Origin of the sequence: Blastomonas sp. RAC04 (assembly GCF_001713435.1) — a bacterium.
GTDB classification, from domain to species: Bacteria; Pseudomonadota; Alphaproteobacteria; order Sphingomonadales; family Sphingomonadaceae; genus Blastomonas; species Blastomonas fulva.
Genome location: NZ_CP016460.1, coordinates 916,598 through 930,124, shown reverse-complemented (window position 1 = coordinate 930,124; position 13,527 = coordinate 916,598). Strand labels below are relative to the sequence as shown.

At 63.4% G+C, this 13,527-nt stretch carries 15 protein-coding genes; 10 read left to right on the top strand and 5 right to left on the bottom strand.

The window, feature by feature from the left end; all coding sequences use genetic code 11:
* Positions 1–84: 84 nt before the first annotated feature.
* From BSY18_RS05525 to BSY18_RS05515, 3 genes are all read left to right on the top strand, one after another.
* Positions 85–867: a DsbA family protein gene (locus BSY18_RS05525; protein ID WP_082382018.1), complete on the top strand. Its 783-nt coding sequence runs from the start codon at positions 85–87 to the stop codon at positions 865–867.
* 6 nt (positions 868–873) lie between these two features.
* Entirely contained in the window at positions 874–1,902 is a 1,029-nt protein-coding gene (locus BSY18_RS05520; RefSeq protein ID WP_083231324.1) for a M48 family metallopeptidase, read from the top strand.
* 147 nt (positions 1,903–2,049) lie between these two features.
* Complete coding sequence (locus tag BSY18_RS05515) at positions 2,050–2,946, top strand: OmpA family protein (protein WP_069049926.1); 897 nt, start codon at positions 2,050–2,052, stop codon at positions 2,944–2,946.
* Between the two features lie 106 nt (positions 2,947–3,052).
* Here the strand turns inward: BSY18_RS05515 and BSY18_RS05510 are convergent, their stop codons facing one another.
* On the bottom strand, positions 3,053–3,661 hold the full coding sequence (locus BSY18_RS05510) for an HD domain-containing protein (RefSeq protein ID WP_069049925.1): 609 nt from the start codon (positions 3,659–3,661) through the stop codon (positions 3,053–3,055).
* A gap of 104 nt (positions 3,662–3,765) precedes the next feature.
* Here BSY18_RS05510 and BSY18_RS05505 point away from each other — a divergent pair, with 104 nt between their 5' ends.
* From BSY18_RS05505 to BSY18_RS05495, 3 genes are read left to right on the top strand one after another with little or no spacing between them, the layout of a single operon-like run.
* A complete protein-coding gene (locus tag BSY18_RS05505) occupies positions 3,766–4,863 on the top strand; it encodes a sensor histidine kinase (protein WP_054132968.1) in 1,098 nt (365 codons plus the stop codon).
* A complete protein-coding gene (locus tag BSY18_RS05500) occupies positions 4,860–5,666 on the top strand; it encodes a LytR/AlgR family response regulator transcription factor (protein WP_054132969.1) in 807 nt (268 codons plus the stop codon). Before BSY18_RS05505 ends, BSY18_RS05500 begins: the two co-directional genes overlap by 4 nt.
* 2 nt (positions 5,667–5,668) lie before the next feature.
* Positions 5,669–6,037 carry a bleomycin resistance protein gene (locus BSY18_RS05495; protein ID WP_069049924.1) on the top strand — a complete coding sequence of 123 codons (369 nt, stop codon included), beginning with the start codon at positions 5,669–5,671 and terminating at the stop codon, positions 6,035–6,037.
* A gap of 33 nt (positions 6,038–6,070) precedes the next feature.
* Here BSY18_RS05495 and BSY18_RS05490 read toward each other — a convergent pair whose 3' ends face one another.
* Positions 6,071–6,526: a nucleoside deaminase gene (locus tag BSY18_RS05490; RefSeq protein WP_069051721.1), complete on the bottom strand. Its 456-nt coding sequence runs from the start codon at positions 6,524–6,526 to the stop codon at positions 6,071–6,073.
* 150 nt (positions 6,527–6,676) lie between these two features.
* Here BSY18_RS05490 and rpmB point away from each other — a divergent pair, with 150 nt between their 5' ends.
* Together rpmB and BSY18_RS05480 are read left to right on the top strand one after the other, a co-directional pair.
* Complete coding sequence (gene rpmB, locus BSY18_RS05485) at positions 6,677–6,958, top strand: 50S ribosomal protein L28 (RefSeq protein ID WP_054132971.1); 282 nt, start codon at positions 6,677–6,679, stop codon at positions 6,956–6,958.
* 53 nt (positions 6,959–7,011) lie between these two features.
* Positions 7,012–7,428 (top strand): Rid family hydrolase, encoded by a 417-nt coding sequence (locus BSY18_RS05480; RefSeq protein ID WP_171900179.1) that lies wholly within the window; start codon positions 7,012–7,014, stop codon positions 7,426–7,428.
* On the opposite strand, the gene BSY18_RS05475 is transcribed toward BSY18_RS05480, so the two are convergent.
* Positions 7,397–8,398 (bottom strand): esterase-like activity of phytase family protein, encoded by a 1,002-nt coding sequence (locus BSY18_RS05475; protein ID WP_069049922.1) that lies wholly within the window; start codon positions 8,396–8,398, stop codon positions 7,397–7,399. The genes BSY18_RS05480 and BSY18_RS05475 overlap by 32 nt on opposite strands.
* A gap of 58 nt (positions 8,399–8,456) precedes the next feature.
* Complete coding sequence (locus BSY18_RS05470; protein WP_257785061.1) at positions 8,457–10,331, bottom strand: ABC transporter transmembrane domain-containing protein; 1,875 nt, start codon at positions 10,329–10,331, stop codon at positions 8,457–8,459.
* A gap of 273 nt (positions 10,332–10,604) precedes the next feature.
* Between BSY18_RS05470 and BSY18_RS05465 the strand changes: the two genes are divergently transcribed.
* Together BSY18_RS05465 and BSY18_RS05460 are read left to right on the top strand one after the other, a co-directional pair.
* Entirely contained in the window at positions 10,605–11,825 is a 1,221-nt protein-coding gene (locus BSY18_RS05465; protein WP_069049921.1) for a polyhydroxyalkanoate depolymerase, read from the top strand.
* Positions 11,826–11,894: 69 nt separating this feature from the next.
* On the top strand, positions 11,895–12,866 hold the full coding sequence (locus BSY18_RS05460) for a dipeptide epimerase (RefSeq protein WP_069049920.1): 972 nt from the start codon (positions 11,895–11,897) through the stop codon (positions 12,864–12,866).
* A 63-nt stretch (positions 12,867–12,929) separates the two neighbouring features.
* On the opposite strand, the gene BSY18_RS05455 is transcribed toward BSY18_RS05460, so the two are convergent.
* Positions 12,930–13,430: a pyridoxamine 5'-phosphate oxidase family protein gene (locus BSY18_RS05455; protein ID WP_054132976.1), complete on the bottom strand. Its 501-nt coding sequence runs from the start codon at positions 13,428–13,430 to the stop codon at positions 12,930–12,932.
* Positions 13,431–13,527 lie beyond the last annotated feature (97 nt).

The following is a 13,527-nucleotide window of genomic DNA, read 5'->3' as shown; positions in this document are numbered from 1 at the left end:
ACCGATACTCTCATCAACCAAAGGCCCGCCATGACAACACCCACCCCCTCCTCTGGCGAGGCCTCATCAAGGAACTGGCTGTTCATGGCTGTTGCCGCATTTCTGACCATCGCCGCCGGGATCGGCACATTCATGTGGCAAAGCGGCGGGCTGGTCGCTCCAGGCGGTGGCGAAGCGGCCAAGGATGCCGACAGCGCAGCAGCCGCAGCCGGGTTCGACACCAAGGACAAGGCTGCGATCGAGGCGATCGTGCGCGCCTATATCCTCGAAAACCCCGAGATCATTCCCGAGGCCGTGCAGAAGCTGCAGGGCAAGCAGGCCGCCAAGCGCATCGCATCGGTGCGCGGCGCCGTCGAGACGCCGTTTGCCGCGTCCTATGCCGGCAACCCCGATGGCGATGTCGTGCTGGTCGAATATTCCGATTTCGCCTGCGGTTTCTGCCGCCAGAGCGTCAGCGATGTTGCCCGGTTGGTGAGCGAGGACAAGAACCTCAAGGTCGTGTTCCACGAGCTTCCGATCCTCTCCGACGAAAGCCGGGTTGCAGCAGCCTGGGGCATGGCCGCCGCGCAGCAGGGCAAATATTACGCGTTCTACAAGGCGATGTTCGGCGCAGGCCGCCCCGCCCAGGCGACCATCGAGCAGGCCGCGAAGACCGCCGGGCTGGATATGGCCGCCGCGCGCACCTTCGTGGCCAGCAAACAGGCCGAAGAGGTGATCGACGCCAATATCCGCATCGCCCAGCAGCTGGAATTCAGCGGAACGCCCAGCTGGGTGATCGGCAACAAGGTGCTCAACGGCGCGGTCGGCTATGACGAATTGAAGGCTGCGATCGACGAGGCACGCGCCGCGAAGAAATCCGTGAGCTGATCCGGCATGCGTGCCATCCGGCACATTGTCTGCTGTCTGGCGCTGGGAGGCGCGCTGCCGAGCGGCGCTGCACCAGCGTTCGCCGAGGCCCCTGACAGCGCAATCGCGGCGTTCGACGCGCTCAGGGCATCGGACACCCGCGTCCTGAGCGTTGGCACACGGCTCGCCCGCGCCAATGCGCCGTTCTGCCGTACGCGCGAAAATGCGATCGGCATGACGCTGCACCATATCGGGCAATATCCAGATGCTGCAGCGGCAAGAGCCTCATTCGGCTTTGCCCGCAATTATGCCGTGCTCGCACTGGTCGCAGATGGCCCGGCAGCGCAGGCGGGAATCCGGCCCGACGACGCAATCGTCGCGCTCAACGGGGTGGCCTTTGCCCCTGCCCCGGCCGCGCTTGCCACCATCGATCAGCCCGAAGCCTATCGTCCGATCGCCTGGGCAGATGCGCAAATTCGCTCAGCGCTGGACACCGGCCCGATCACGCTGACCCTGATCCGCGATGGCCGGACCTTCGATGTCGCGGTCACCGGAACGCCTGCCTGCCGCAGCCGGTTCGAGCTCCGCCCTAGCGGCGAGTATGGCGCGTCGGCCGATGGCGATATCGTCGGTATCACCGTTCCAATGCTGGACTTTATGATCGACGATGACGAACTCGCCGCGATCCTTGCGCACGAGATGGCGCACAATCTGCTCGAGCACCGCCGCAGGCTCAACGCGGCGGGCGTCCAGCGCGGACTGTTGCAGCAGCTCGGCCGCAACGCCCGGCTGACGCTGGCGACCGAGATCGAAGCCGACCGCCTGTCGATCTGGCTGATGGCCAATGCGGGCTACGACCCAGCCGGCGCGGTCCGCTTCTGGACGCGCTATGGCCGGCAACGCGGCAAGGGCATCTTTTCCGCGCCGACGCACTATCGCTGGAAGAAGCGTGTCGGGCTGTTCGAGGAAGAGATGGCCAAGCTGACCGGGGCCGCCAGAGACCCGCGAGGCTGGCTTCCGCCGCTACTGGCCGAGCCGCTCGCTCCGCTCGACTGATACCCGCCGGCAACGCGCGCTTTCTCATCTCGCCGCGCCTGCCCTTTCGGCTCGCCGCACAATGGCGGCGAGGCGGGAACACTTCATCCGCTCAGCAGTCTCCGGGACACACGGACGAAATCCCCCCCATGTTGAAGGAGTAATTCCATGCGTTTCCTTGCCACCACTCCCGGCATAACGATGGCGCTGGCCCTGCTGGCCGCCACCGCCTCTACCACGAGCTTCGCGCAGCAGTCCGGACCCTTGCAGGCTGATGTCGCAGGCGAAGGCGAACAGCTGCCGGATCCCGCCACCATGACCGAGGGGCCCGACATCAAGGGCGTGCTCACCGCGCGCCAGGGTGACCGGATCCAGGTCGAGGCGGCAGACGGCACCCGCACCGTGCTGGTGGTCAACGAGACGACCCAGGTTCGCGCCTCTGGCGGCCTGTTCGGTGCGAGCCGCACCAAGCTCGACACTGGCGCATTGCTCAACGGCCTGCCGTTGACGATCAAGACGCTGCAATCGGGTGAAACGCTGCTCGCCAGCCAGATCACCTTCAAGAACACCGACTTCAAGACCGCATCGATGATCCGTACCGGCACGTCGCAGCAATTTGCCGAGCAGAGCGCAGCGACCGAAGCGCTGCGCGGACGCATGGGCGATATCGACCAGTACAACGTCAAGGCGACGACCAATGTCTATTTCGACACCGCGCAGGCCAAGCTGAGCGAACAGGCCAAGGCCGAGCTTTGCTCGGCTGCGGGTTCGGCAGAGCAGATGGACAACGCGCTGATGCTGGTGGTCGGCTATACCGATGCGGATGGTGATGAGGACTTCAACCAGCAGCTCAGCGAAAAGCGCGCGGCCAGCGTCATCAACTATCTCCAGCAGGTCTGCAAGTGGAAGCCCTATCGCATGCTCACGCCCGCGGGCATGGCCGAGGCCGATCCGGTTGCGGACAACATGACCGATGAAGGCAAGGCGCAGAACCGCCGCGTCGCCGTGAACATCCTGGTCAGCAAGGCCGTGGACGGCCTTTATGCGGAAAACTCGCGTCGCTGAGACTGGCTTCGCGTTGAAAAACGATTCGGGGGTATCGCTTGGCCGTTAGGCGGCGATGCTCCCGCATCTTGTCTTAGCCCCTTCGGTGGAGCGGGCGTTCTCTTGGTCAGGCTTGTTCGACAACCTTGGCGTACATCGAGTTGATCGGCCTGGCCATCACGCGGCGCAGCATCGGCTCGAAGAATTCGAGCGGCTCGCTGTCATAATCCGGATCGAATGCGGCCTGGTCGTATTTCTCGCAGAAATGCGCGCAGGCATCGAAATACGGGGAAGACCGGAACATGTCGCGCGTGTTGCGGTCGCCGCCGATGTAATGGAAGTAATAATAGCCCTGGAAGGCGCCGTGATTGGCGCAGATCCAGTGGACTTCCTCCGACACGAATGGCTTGATGATAGCGGCGGCAACATCTGGGTGGTTATAGCTTCCCAACGTATCGCCGATGTCGTGCAGCAGCGCCATCACCACATAGGCCTCGTCGTGCCCATCACGATGCGCGCGGGTCGCGGTCTGCAGGCTGTGCTGGAGCCGGTCGATGGGAAATCCGCCGAAATCGCCGTCGAGCAACCGAAGATGCGCCAGCACGCGATCGGGCAGGCCATGCGCGAACTCGCGATACTGCCCTGCGATGATCGCCCAGTCATCCTGCGTACCATTGGTCATGGCGGTGAACTTGGCGCGGTGCTCAGGCGCCAGGGTGTCGATGGTGTCGCTCATGCGCGCGGATCCTCTCGTTATCGTTGACACAAAGCGTATCGCAGCGGGGCCGATGATGCAAAAAATTCTGTGGCAACGGCACAAATCGGGCTAAGCCTCGTTGCATGGCGATGCTGCCCTTCAAGCCGACACCGTTCTTTGCCAACAAGAACCGGGCCTTCTGGAACCTGCAGACCTTGGGTTGGGCAGGCGCATTGGCGCTGCGTGGCATATCGGGGCTCGCCAACGGCCAGCCTATCTCGTTCCTGGTGCCGATCATCATCGCCACCATCACCGGCTATTCGATATCGTTGGTGATGGGGGTGATCTACCAGACGCTGATCGACCGCAAGCCATTGGTCACCTGGGGCGTCACGCTGATCGTCCTGCTGGCCGGATCGGCGCTCTATGCCTTTGTCGATGCGTGGGTGGCGACGCTGTATCGCCCCGGTAGCGACAGCAATTTCACCGCGATCCTGCTGGGCGCGTTCTATCTAGACCTCACGCTGCTGGGGGCTTGGTCGGCGTTGTATTACGCGATCAACTTCTTCCTGCGGATCGAGGAGCAGCAGGACCAGATGCTGCGGCTGGAAAACCAGGCAACCAGCGCGCAGCTGGCGATGCTGCGCTATCAGCTCAACCCGCACTTCCTGTTCAATACGCTCAACAGCATTTCCACGCTGGTGCTGCTCAAGCAGACCGAGCCTGCCAATGCAATGCTATCGCGGCTCTCGTCGTTCCTGCGTTACACGCTGGCGAACGAGCCCACTGCGCGGGTGACGCTGGCGCAGGAGGTCGAGACGCTCAAGCTGTATCTCGACATCGAGAAGATGCGCTTTGAAGAGCGCCTCCGCGCGCATTTCGAGATCGAGCCCAACGCCGCGAATGCGCTGCTGCCGTCGCTGCTCTTGCAACCTCTGGTCGAGAACGCCATAAAATATGCGGTGACGCCAAAGGAAGACGGCGCCGATATCACAATCTCGGCGCAACTCATCGGACCCCTGCTGCGTATCACCGTAACCGACACAGGGCCCGGATTGAAGAAGCAAGGCACGACGGCCAATGCATCAACCGGGGTCGGGCTGGCGAATATCAGGGACAGACTGTCCCAGGCATATGAAGACAATCACCGGTTTGAGACACGATCATCACCCGGGGGCGGCTATAGCGTGATTATCGAAATTCCGTTTGAAACACGCGAACAAAGGCAATTACAGGCATGACCATCCGCACCATCCTGATCGATGACGAGAAACTCGCCATTCAGGGAATGCAGCTCCGGCTGGAAAAGTTTGAAGACATCGAAATCATCGACACCTGCCTCAACGGGCGCGAGGCGATCCGCAAGATCAAGACGTTGAAGCCCGATCTGGTGTTTCTGGACATCCAGATGCCCGGCTTTGACGGCTTCTCGGTGGTCAAGGGCATCATGGACATCGAGCCGCCTTTGGTGGTGTTCTGCACCGCCTATTCCGAACATGCGGTCAAGGCGTTCGAAGCTCAGGCTGTCGACTATCTGCTCAAGCCCGTCGACGATGTGCGGCTGGCCGATGCCATAGACCGCATCCGCGAGCGCATCCGCGACAAGAAGGGCCGTGAAGAAGCCGACAAGCTGATGAACGTGCTCAACGAGGTCGCGCCCGACGCTGTCGAAGCGCTCGACCTAGGCGAAGACGACGAGGCAGCTGCCTCGAACCGCTATGAGAAGCTGATCAACATCAAGGACCGCGGCCAGATCTTCCGCGTCGATGTCGACACCATCGAGCGGATCGATGCCGCAGGCGATTACATGTGCATCTACACCGGCGACAATTCGCTGATCTTGCGCGAGACGATGAAGGATCTGGAAAAGCGGCTTGACCCACGCAACTTCCAGCGCGTCCACCGTTCGACCATCGTCAATCTGGGGCTGGTCCGCCAGGTCAAGCCGCACACCAATGGCGAATGCTTCCTGGTGCTCGAATCGGGCGCTCAGGTGAAGGTGTCGCGCAGCTATCGTGATGTTGTCGCGCGGTTCGTGCACTGACAATGAATCAAGCCACCCCGAACCTGCCTTCCCGCAGCTTCGACCAGACCGAGCGGTTCTACGCCGCGCTGGGATTTGAACGGGAGTGGCGGGATGAGGGGTGGCTTATCCTGGCGCGTGGCGGGCTGACGCTGGAATTCTTTCCTCATCCCGAAATCGACCCCGCCAATAACTGGTTCAGTTGCTGCCTGCGGATGGACGATATCGATGCGCTGTGCGATGCGGCGATCGCTGCGGGCATCGGCGAGCAATCCGAAGGCTGGCCGCGCATCCACCGTCCGAAGTTGGAGACATCGAGCGAGCGGATCGGCTATCTGGTTGATCTGGACGGCACGCTGCTGCGGCTGGTCGCCAATCCCCCCGCAATCTGATCGCTGCCTTGATCGGCAGCGTGCGGGTTCCAGTCAGCGCCGCTCGGCAAAAAATGCCTTGAGCAGCGCTGCCGCATCTTCTGCGCCAACCCCAGCATAGACCTCGGGCTTGTGCAGCACGGTAGGCTGCTGGAACAGCCGCGGGCCATGCTCCACTGCGCCGCCCTTGGGATCGCTCGCAGCATAATGCAGCCTTGCGATTCGGGCGTGGGCAATGGCCCCCGCGCACATCGCGCAGGGCTCAAGCGTCACCCACAGATCGCATCCCGTAAGCCGGTCGGTTCCGAGCGCAGCGCACGCGGCACGGATGGCCATGATCTCGGCATGCGCGGTGGGATCGTTGAGCGCGCGGGGCTGGTTGTGCCCGTGGCCGATCACCCTGCCCTGATGAACGACGATGGCGCCGACGGGCACTTCGCCCAATGCCGACGCCTGACGGGCCAGTTCCAGCGCCTGCTCGGCAAATTTTCGGGCATTGTCCAGCGTCATATCGCGCCAACTACCGCCAACGCTGTTGCCCTGCCAGCGGTTTTCGCGCATAGCGATGGCTTCGACGGCTGGCAAAGGTTGACTTGGACTTCGTCTGACGCTAACCGCCCGTCCTTCATAAACACAACGTTTCATCAGGATTCTTACACCATGTCGCGGATTTGCGAACTGACCGGCAAGGGCCGGATGGTGGGTCACAATGTGTCCCACGCCAACAACAAGACCAAGCGCGTTTTTCTGCCCAATCTGCAGAACGTCACGCTGATGAGCGAAAAGCTGGATCGCAGCTTCAAGCTTCGCGTATCGACTGCAGGTCTGCGTTCGGTGGAGCATGTCGGCGGCCTCGACAACTGGCTGCTGAAGACCAGCGAAGAAAAGCTCTCGGCTCGCGCTGCCAAGATCAAGCGCGAACTGCACAAGGCAGCGGCCTGACCATGGCCCGCCAGCGCGCCTTGCTGATTGCAAGCGCGCTGGCCCTTTCGGTTGTGTCGCAACCCGCCCTCGCGGGGTCGCGCACGACCGCAGAAGTGCTTTATTCCGAAAATGCAGAAGAACGCGCCTTCCAGGAGAGCGCGGGTTTCAGCGATGCGGTCATCCTACGGGATGGCACCATCTATCTGTCCGGCATCGTGGTTGGCCCCGATGCCGATGAGGCAGCCTTCAACGCTGCCTATCGCCGGATCAGCGGCATCCTGATCCGCGCAGGCTCAAGCTGGGAGGACGTCATCGACGTCACCAGCTATCACACCGATATCGAAAAGCAGATCGGGCCGATGTCCGCGGTGCAGAAGCAGTATCTGGCACCGCCCTTCCCGGCTTGGACCGCCATCCAGGTGAGCCGCCTCTATCTTCCCGAAGGCAAGACCGAGATCAAGATCGTGGCGAAACGCTCGCCTCGCTGAACTCGAATTTCAGCAGCAGGCTGCGCTGCACGCTCAGATAATTGTCATCCGCCACCAGCCAGACGATGGTCCGGCCGCGCTCGCGATCCACCGCGATCCCTTCCATGTTGTCGACCGGAAACGGCGGCTGCAGGGTCGCGATGACCTTGGGCGTCACCAGCACTCCCGGCGCAATCGCGTTCGCCGCGATGATGCCGATCTTGGCGCTGACTCCGCTGATATAATTGAAGCGGCGATGCAGCGCGAGCAGCCGTCCATCGGGCAACGCTGCGATATCGGTGATCCGGTATCCTTCCGGAGCGCGATAAGCGAACGCCCTCGCCTGTGCGCCGGGCTCTGCGGGATCGGTCGCGTAGATCAGCCCAACCGTCACCCCGGGGCGCACCGAGCGCGACTCGGAGAACACCAGGAAGCTGCCATCCGCGCGCCGCAGCAGCGCCTCCGCCCCGCCGTTCTTGGGCCAACCGATCATGGCCTTGGGCCTGCCGGTCGCCTCTGCCCGCGCGAACGCCGGCGAATAGCGGCGGACGCGGTGGCGCTGTTCGAAGCCGATCCAGAACCGCCCGGACACCGGATCATGCGCCATGCTTTCGGAATCCTGGTCGACCTTGGTGCTTCGCTCGCCCTTGCGCACCGGCAACGGCGCGATGAAGCTGTCGTGGGTCACCGCGCTGTCACGAATGGTGAAGCCTGCGAGGATGGCGGCATCGCTCAGCGCCAGCAGCCGGCCATCGCCCATCGCGTGCAGCGCCGAGAACCCGCCGAATTCGCTGTTCTCGCTTTCGAGCTCCCACCCGTCCACCAGGATCAGCGGACCGCTGCCCACCCTGTAGGGCAGCGTAGGCAGGTCCAGCGGCCGCTTCAGGGTGATCTGCTGGCTGGTGTTGGGCGGAACCGGGGAATCGGCGACGAACGCGCCAGTGCCCAGAAAGAACAGCAGCGACAGCACCGCAAGCGCGCGGCGCATCATGGCGCGTGCATCCGGAGCGAGCGACTGGACAAGGGGACTGGAAGGTCGATCACGGCGATCACTCCGCCGCCAGTGGCCCTTCGGTGAACTGCAGGCTGGAAAGACGCGCGTACAGCCCGCTGCGCGCCGACAGTTCGTCATGCGTGCCCTGCTCGACAATCGCCCCGTCGCTCATCACGATAATTCGGTCAGCCGAGCGGATCGTCGCCAGCCGGTGCGCGATCACCAATGTGGTACGGCCCTGCATCAGCCGTTCGAGCGCATTCTGGACCAATTTTTCGCTCTCGGCATCGAGCGCGGATGTCGCCTCGTCGAGTAGCAGGATCGGCGCGTTGCGCAGCAGCGCACGCGCGATCGAGATGCGCTGGCGCTGGCCGCCCGAAAGCCTCGCGCCGCCCTCGCCCAGATAGCTGTCGAGGCCCTCGGGCAGCTTGCGCAGGAATTCCTCGGCATTGGCGGCGCGGGCCGCGTCCCAAATCTGCTCGTCGGTCGCGGTCCAGTTGCCATAGCGCAGATTGTCGCGCGCGCTGGCCGCGAAGAGCACGCTGTCCTGCGGGACGAACGCCATGCGCTGGCGGATCGCTTCGGGATCGGCCGACGGCAAGGCAACGCCGTCTATCCGGACGGACCCTGCCTGCGGATCGTAAAAGCGCTGCGCGAGCTGGAACAAGGTGGACTTGCCCGCGCCCGAAGGCCCGACGATCGCCACGGTCTCGCCCGGCGACACCTGAAGCGAAAAATCCCTGAGCGCGAGCGTCTCGGGCCGGGTGGGGTAAGCAAAGCTGACGTTCTGGAAGCTGATCTGGCCGCGCGGCGGCACGGGCAGCACGATGGGGCTTGCAGGCGCGCGGATTTCGGGCTGTTCGTTGAGCAGCTCGTTCAATCGTCCGGCAGCCCCCCCTGCGCGCAGGAGATCGCCATAGACCTCGGTCAGCGCCCCGAAAGCGCCGGCGACCAGCCCGCCGGTCAGCACGAACGCTGCGATATCGCCGCCCGACAGGCGTCCCTCGATGACATCGACCGCGCCCTGCCACATGATCATGGTGATCGCACCGAAGATCAGCGTGATCACGACCGCGGTCAGGCTGGCGCGCAGCGTGATACGGCGGCGGGCGGTGGCAAAGGTGGTTTCCACCGCGTCGCCGAAGCGCGCGGCCTCGCGGTCTTCCTGCCCGAAGGCCTGGACGATCTTCATCGCCGCGAGCACCTCGGTGATCGTCGCGCCGACATTGGCCACGCGGTCCTGGCTCGAGCGGGCGACCTTCTCAAGCTTGCGGCCGATAAACACGATTGGCAGCACGATGACCGGAATGCCGAGCAGCAGCATGCCCGTGAGCTTGGGGGCCAGCGAAAACAGATAGGCGATCCCGCCGATTCCGACGACCAGGTTGCGCAGCGCCACCGAGACGGTCGTGCCGACGACCTGTTCGACGATCGCGGTGTCCGAGGTCATGCGCGAGGCGATTTCGGACGGGCGGTTGGTTTCGAAGAAGCTGGGCGCCAGTTTCAGCAGGTTGCGCTGCACCGCCAGCCGGATGTCGGCGACCACGCGTTCACCCAGCCATGACACGAAATAGAAGCGCAGTGCCGTCGACATGCCCAGCACAACGGTGATCATGAACAGATAGCGGAACCAGCGGCCGATATCCTCGGTGCTGCCGCCAGCATCGAATCCGCGGTCGATGACCATCTTGAACCCGGCCGGGATGGCGAGAGTCGCACCCGCTGCCACCGCCAGCGCCAGCATGGCACACGCGATCTGCCGGGGATAAGCCGATGCAAAGCGCATGATCATCGCCAGATTGCCCAGCTGGCGCGGATTTCCCCGCTTGCCCTTGGCGGGAGCGGCATCATCGGCAACAGCCGGAACAGATGCGCTTGCTTGATCGGGTACAGCCACTTGCGAGGCCGGTGAAATATGTGTTTCCGCCATGACAGAGCGCCTAGCAGGCCTGCCTTCCCCACTCAACGATTTTGGGTGACGCCTGGCATCGCCGCAGCCCTGGCTGAGGCCCCGAATTTACACGCGGCCAAGTCGCTGTAACCGATGCGTTAACCGGTCTGTGCAAGACTTCACCCAGGCAACCCGAAGGCCGGGTCACGCGTAAATGGCTTGTATTTTTATTGGTGCAGCGCAACATTGCTAGGCGAGAGGCCTCCGGACAGAGCCGCACCAAGCGGACACGGGGGTTTGCAGGGGAATTACATGCTTTACCACGCTTATGAACTTCAACGCTCGTTCCTATCGAGCGCGAGCGCAATCGCGACCATGGGCGCGAACATGCTCAACAGCCCGCTCAATCCGATGACCTTTTTCGGCGGACAGCCGATCATGGCCTCAGCGCTCGAAGTGTTCGCGCATGCGTCCGCTCCTTATGGCAAGCCGGGTTTCGGTATCACCAGCATCGATATCGACGGCACGCCCAGCGCGGTGCAGGAAGATGTCGTGCTCGAACGCCCGTTCGGCGATCTGCTGCGCTTCCGCCATGAAAAGCTGCCCAAGGATGCACCGCGGCTTCTGATCGTCGCGCCGATGTCGGGCCATTATGCCACGCTGCTGCGCGGCACCGTGGCGCGGATGATCCCCAAGCACGAGGTCTACATCACCGACTGGGCAGATGCGCGTGACGTACCGCTCAAGGAAGGCCGGTTCGATCTCGACGACTATATCGACTATCTGGTCGGCTTCCTCGAGCATATCGGCCCCGGCGCGCATATGCTCGCTGTGTGCCAGCCTTCGGTGCCCAGCTTTGCCGCTGCCGCGCTGATGTCGGCCGACAAGCACCCGTGTCGCCCCAGGACGCTGACGATGATGGGCGGACCGATCGACACGCGCGAAGCGCCAACCGCGGTCAACACCATGGCGACCCAGCGCCCGCTGGCCTGGTTCGAGCACAATGTCATCGCCAAGGTGCCGTTCCAGTACAAAGGCGCAGGGCGCAAGGTCTATCCCGGCTTCATGCAGCTCACCGGCTTCATGTCGATGAACTTGGGCAACCACATGATGAGCCACTGGGAGATGTACAAGCATCTGGTGGCGGGCGATGGCGAGAGCGCCGATGCCGCCAAGGACTTCTATGACGAGTACCGTTCGGTCTGCGACATGACCGCCGAATTCTATCTGCAGACGGTGGAGAACGTGTTCCAGACGCACAGCCTGCCCAAGGGCGAGTTCATGCATCGCGGCAAGCGCATCGATCCCGGCGCGATCACCGACGTAGCCATGCTGGCAATCGAAGGCGAGCGCGACGACATCAGCGGGCTGGGTCAGACCCGTGCCGCGCTGACGCTCGCACCCAAGCTGCCCAAGGCCAAGAAGAAGTACCTGATGGCCGAAAGCGTCGGCCATTATGGCATCTTCAATGGCAGCAAATGGCGCGAGCGGATCGCGCCGGTGGTCGAGGACTGGATCGCCGCGCACAACTGATCGCAAGTCGGGGGCGGTGACAGGCGTTTGTGCCTTGCCGCCCCTGCCCTTGCCGCCTATCGGGCGCGCATGATCACTCTCAAGACCGTTCGCGTGGAGCATTTCGCCGTTGCCGGCAGCTTCATCATCAGCCGGGGCGCCAAGACCGCGGTCGATGTCGTCTATTGCGAGGTGACCGACGGCACCCATGTCGGCCGCGGCGAAGGTACCCCGATCTATTACGAGGGCGAGACCGCCGATCTGTGTGCCGAAGCGATCGAGACGCGCGGCCGCCAGAACCGCCCGCTCACCCGCGAAGACCTGCTCAAGACCATGATGGAAGGCGCGGCGCGCAACGCGCTGGATGCTGCGTTGTGGGATCTGGAGGCGCGCGCGACGGGAACGCCGCTGTGGCAGCTGGCGGGCCTCCCCGAACCAAAGCCGCTGGTCACTGCCTACACCATTTCACTCAACGACCCCGAAACGATGAAGATTGATGCCGCCAAGGCCGCGGCGCAGGGCTATCCGCTGCTCAAGCTCAAGCTCAACGGCGAGGATGATTTGTTGCGGGTTGCCGCGGTCCGCATCGGCGCGCCGGACGCGCGCCTGATCATCGATGCCAACGAGGCATGGGGCGATGTCAATCTCGAGGAAATGACCGCTGCGCTGAAGAAGCTCGGCGTGGAACTGATCGAGCAACCGGTCGAGGCCGGGCTGGAAGAGGCGCTTGATGGCAGGGTTTCGTCGCTGCCCTTCTGCGCCGACGAAAGCTGTCACGTCGCAGAAGACATCGAACGGGTTGCCGGCCTGTTTCAGGCGGTCAACATCAAGCTGGACAAGGCGGGCGGGCTCACCGAGGCGCTGCGGCTCAGCGAGACTGCCAAGGCCAGAGGGCTCAAGACGATGGTGGGCTGCATGCTGTCCACCAGCCTGGGGATCCATCCGGCGTTCCACCTCGCGCAGACCGCAGACTGGGTCGATCTCGACGGACCGGCGCTGCTGGCGCAAGACCGTGACGGCGGCTTCACCTTTGCCGGCGGCACGATCGGCCTGCCCGGCTGAACTCACAGCCGCCCGCCCGGTCATCCCGGACGAGCGGCTGCGAATGGGATCAGAACAAAACCGTCAGAGCGCGGTTTCGACATGCTTGCCCTGGACATCCTGCGACTTCATCGTCCCGCCGAACATCATCTTGAGCTTGCCCATCAGCGACAGATCGGCCTGCCAGATTTCGATATTGGCTGGGTCGAAACGCAGCATCACCAGATCGGGATCGGACTTGCCCTGCGCGTACCAGGCTTCGACGGTGTTCGACCAGAACTTGTCGATAATGGCCGGGTTGTTGTCGATCGTCAGCATGCCCGAGATGCACGCAAACAGCTTGTGGCCTTCGCCGACATACTGCGCCATCGCGTCGTTGGTCGAGGTCAGGCCTTCGACCAGGCGGCTGGAGCGCGAGCCGTAGAACCAGATCGGGCCGTGGCGGCCATCGAACTGCGCGGTCATCGGCATCGAGTGTGCCACCTGCGCGGGCAGGCCAAGCATCAGGAACGGGCTGCTTTCAAGCGCGCTCCAAAAGGCGTCGAGCGCTTCTGACGTATCGGACTGGGTTGCGGGATCGGACATGGGAAAGCTCCTCTAGGTTGTACAGGGGGTTACGACTGGAGCTGAATCCCGTTCCAGCCTGCGCGCCCAACCGACCCAACAAAAACCCCGCCCCGGC

Bases quoted from the DNA above. Each gene is read 5' to 3' on its own strand.
- BSY18_RS05525 (WP_082382018.1), top strand. From the start codon at position 85: ATGGCTGTTGCCGCATTTCTGACCATCGCCGCCGGGATCGGCACATTC.
- BSY18_RS05520 (WP_083231324.1), top strand. From the start codon at position 874: ATGCGTGCCATCCGGCACATTGTCTGCTGTCTGGCGCTGGGAGGCGCG.
- BSY18_RS05515 (WP_069049926.1), top strand. From the start codon at position 2,050: ATGCGTTTCCTTGCCACCACTCCCGGCATAACGATGGCGCTGGCCCTG.
- BSY18_RS05510 (WP_069049925.1), bottom strand. From the start codon at position 3,661: ATGAGCGACACCATCGACACCCTGGCGCCTGAGCACCGCGCCAAGTTC.
- BSY18_RS05505 (WP_054132968.1), top strand. From the start codon at position 3,766: ATGGCGATGCTGCCCTTCAAGCCGACACCGTTCTTTGCCAACAAGAAC.
- BSY18_RS05500 (WP_054132969.1), top strand. From the start codon at position 4,860: ATGACCATCCGCACCATCCTGATCGATGACGAGAAACTCGCCATTCAG.
- BSY18_RS05495 (WP_069049924.1), top strand. From the start codon at position 5,669: ATGAATCAAGCCACCCCGAACCTGCCTTCCCGCAGCTTCGACCAGACC.
- BSY18_RS05490 (WP_069051721.1), bottom strand. From the start codon at position 6,526: ATGACGCTGGACAATGCCCGAAAATTTGCCGAGCAGGCGCTGGAACTG.
- rpmB (WP_054132971.1), top strand. From the start codon at position 6,677: ATGTCGCGGATTTGCGAACTGACCGGCAAGGGCCGGATGGTGGGTCAC.
- BSY18_RS05475 (WP_069049922.1), bottom strand. From the start codon at position 8,398: ATGATGCGCCGCGCGCTTGCGGTGCTGTCGCTGCTGTTCTTTCTGGGC.
- BSY18_RS05470 (WP_257785061.1), bottom strand. From the start codon at position 10,331: ATGGCGGAAACACATATTTCACCGGCCTCGCAAGTGGCTGTACCCGAT.
- BSY18_RS05465 (WP_069049921.1), top strand. From the start codon at position 10,605: ATGCTTTACCACGCTTATGAACTTCAACGCTCGTTCCTATCGAGCGCG.
- BSY18_RS05460 (WP_069049920.1), top strand. From the start codon at position 11,895: ATGATCACTCTCAAGACCGTTCGCGTGGAGCATTTCGCCGTTGCCGGC.
- BSY18_RS05455 (WP_054132976.1), bottom strand. From the start codon at position 13,430: ATGTCCGATCCCGCAACCCAGTCCGATACGTCAGAAGCGCTCGACGCC.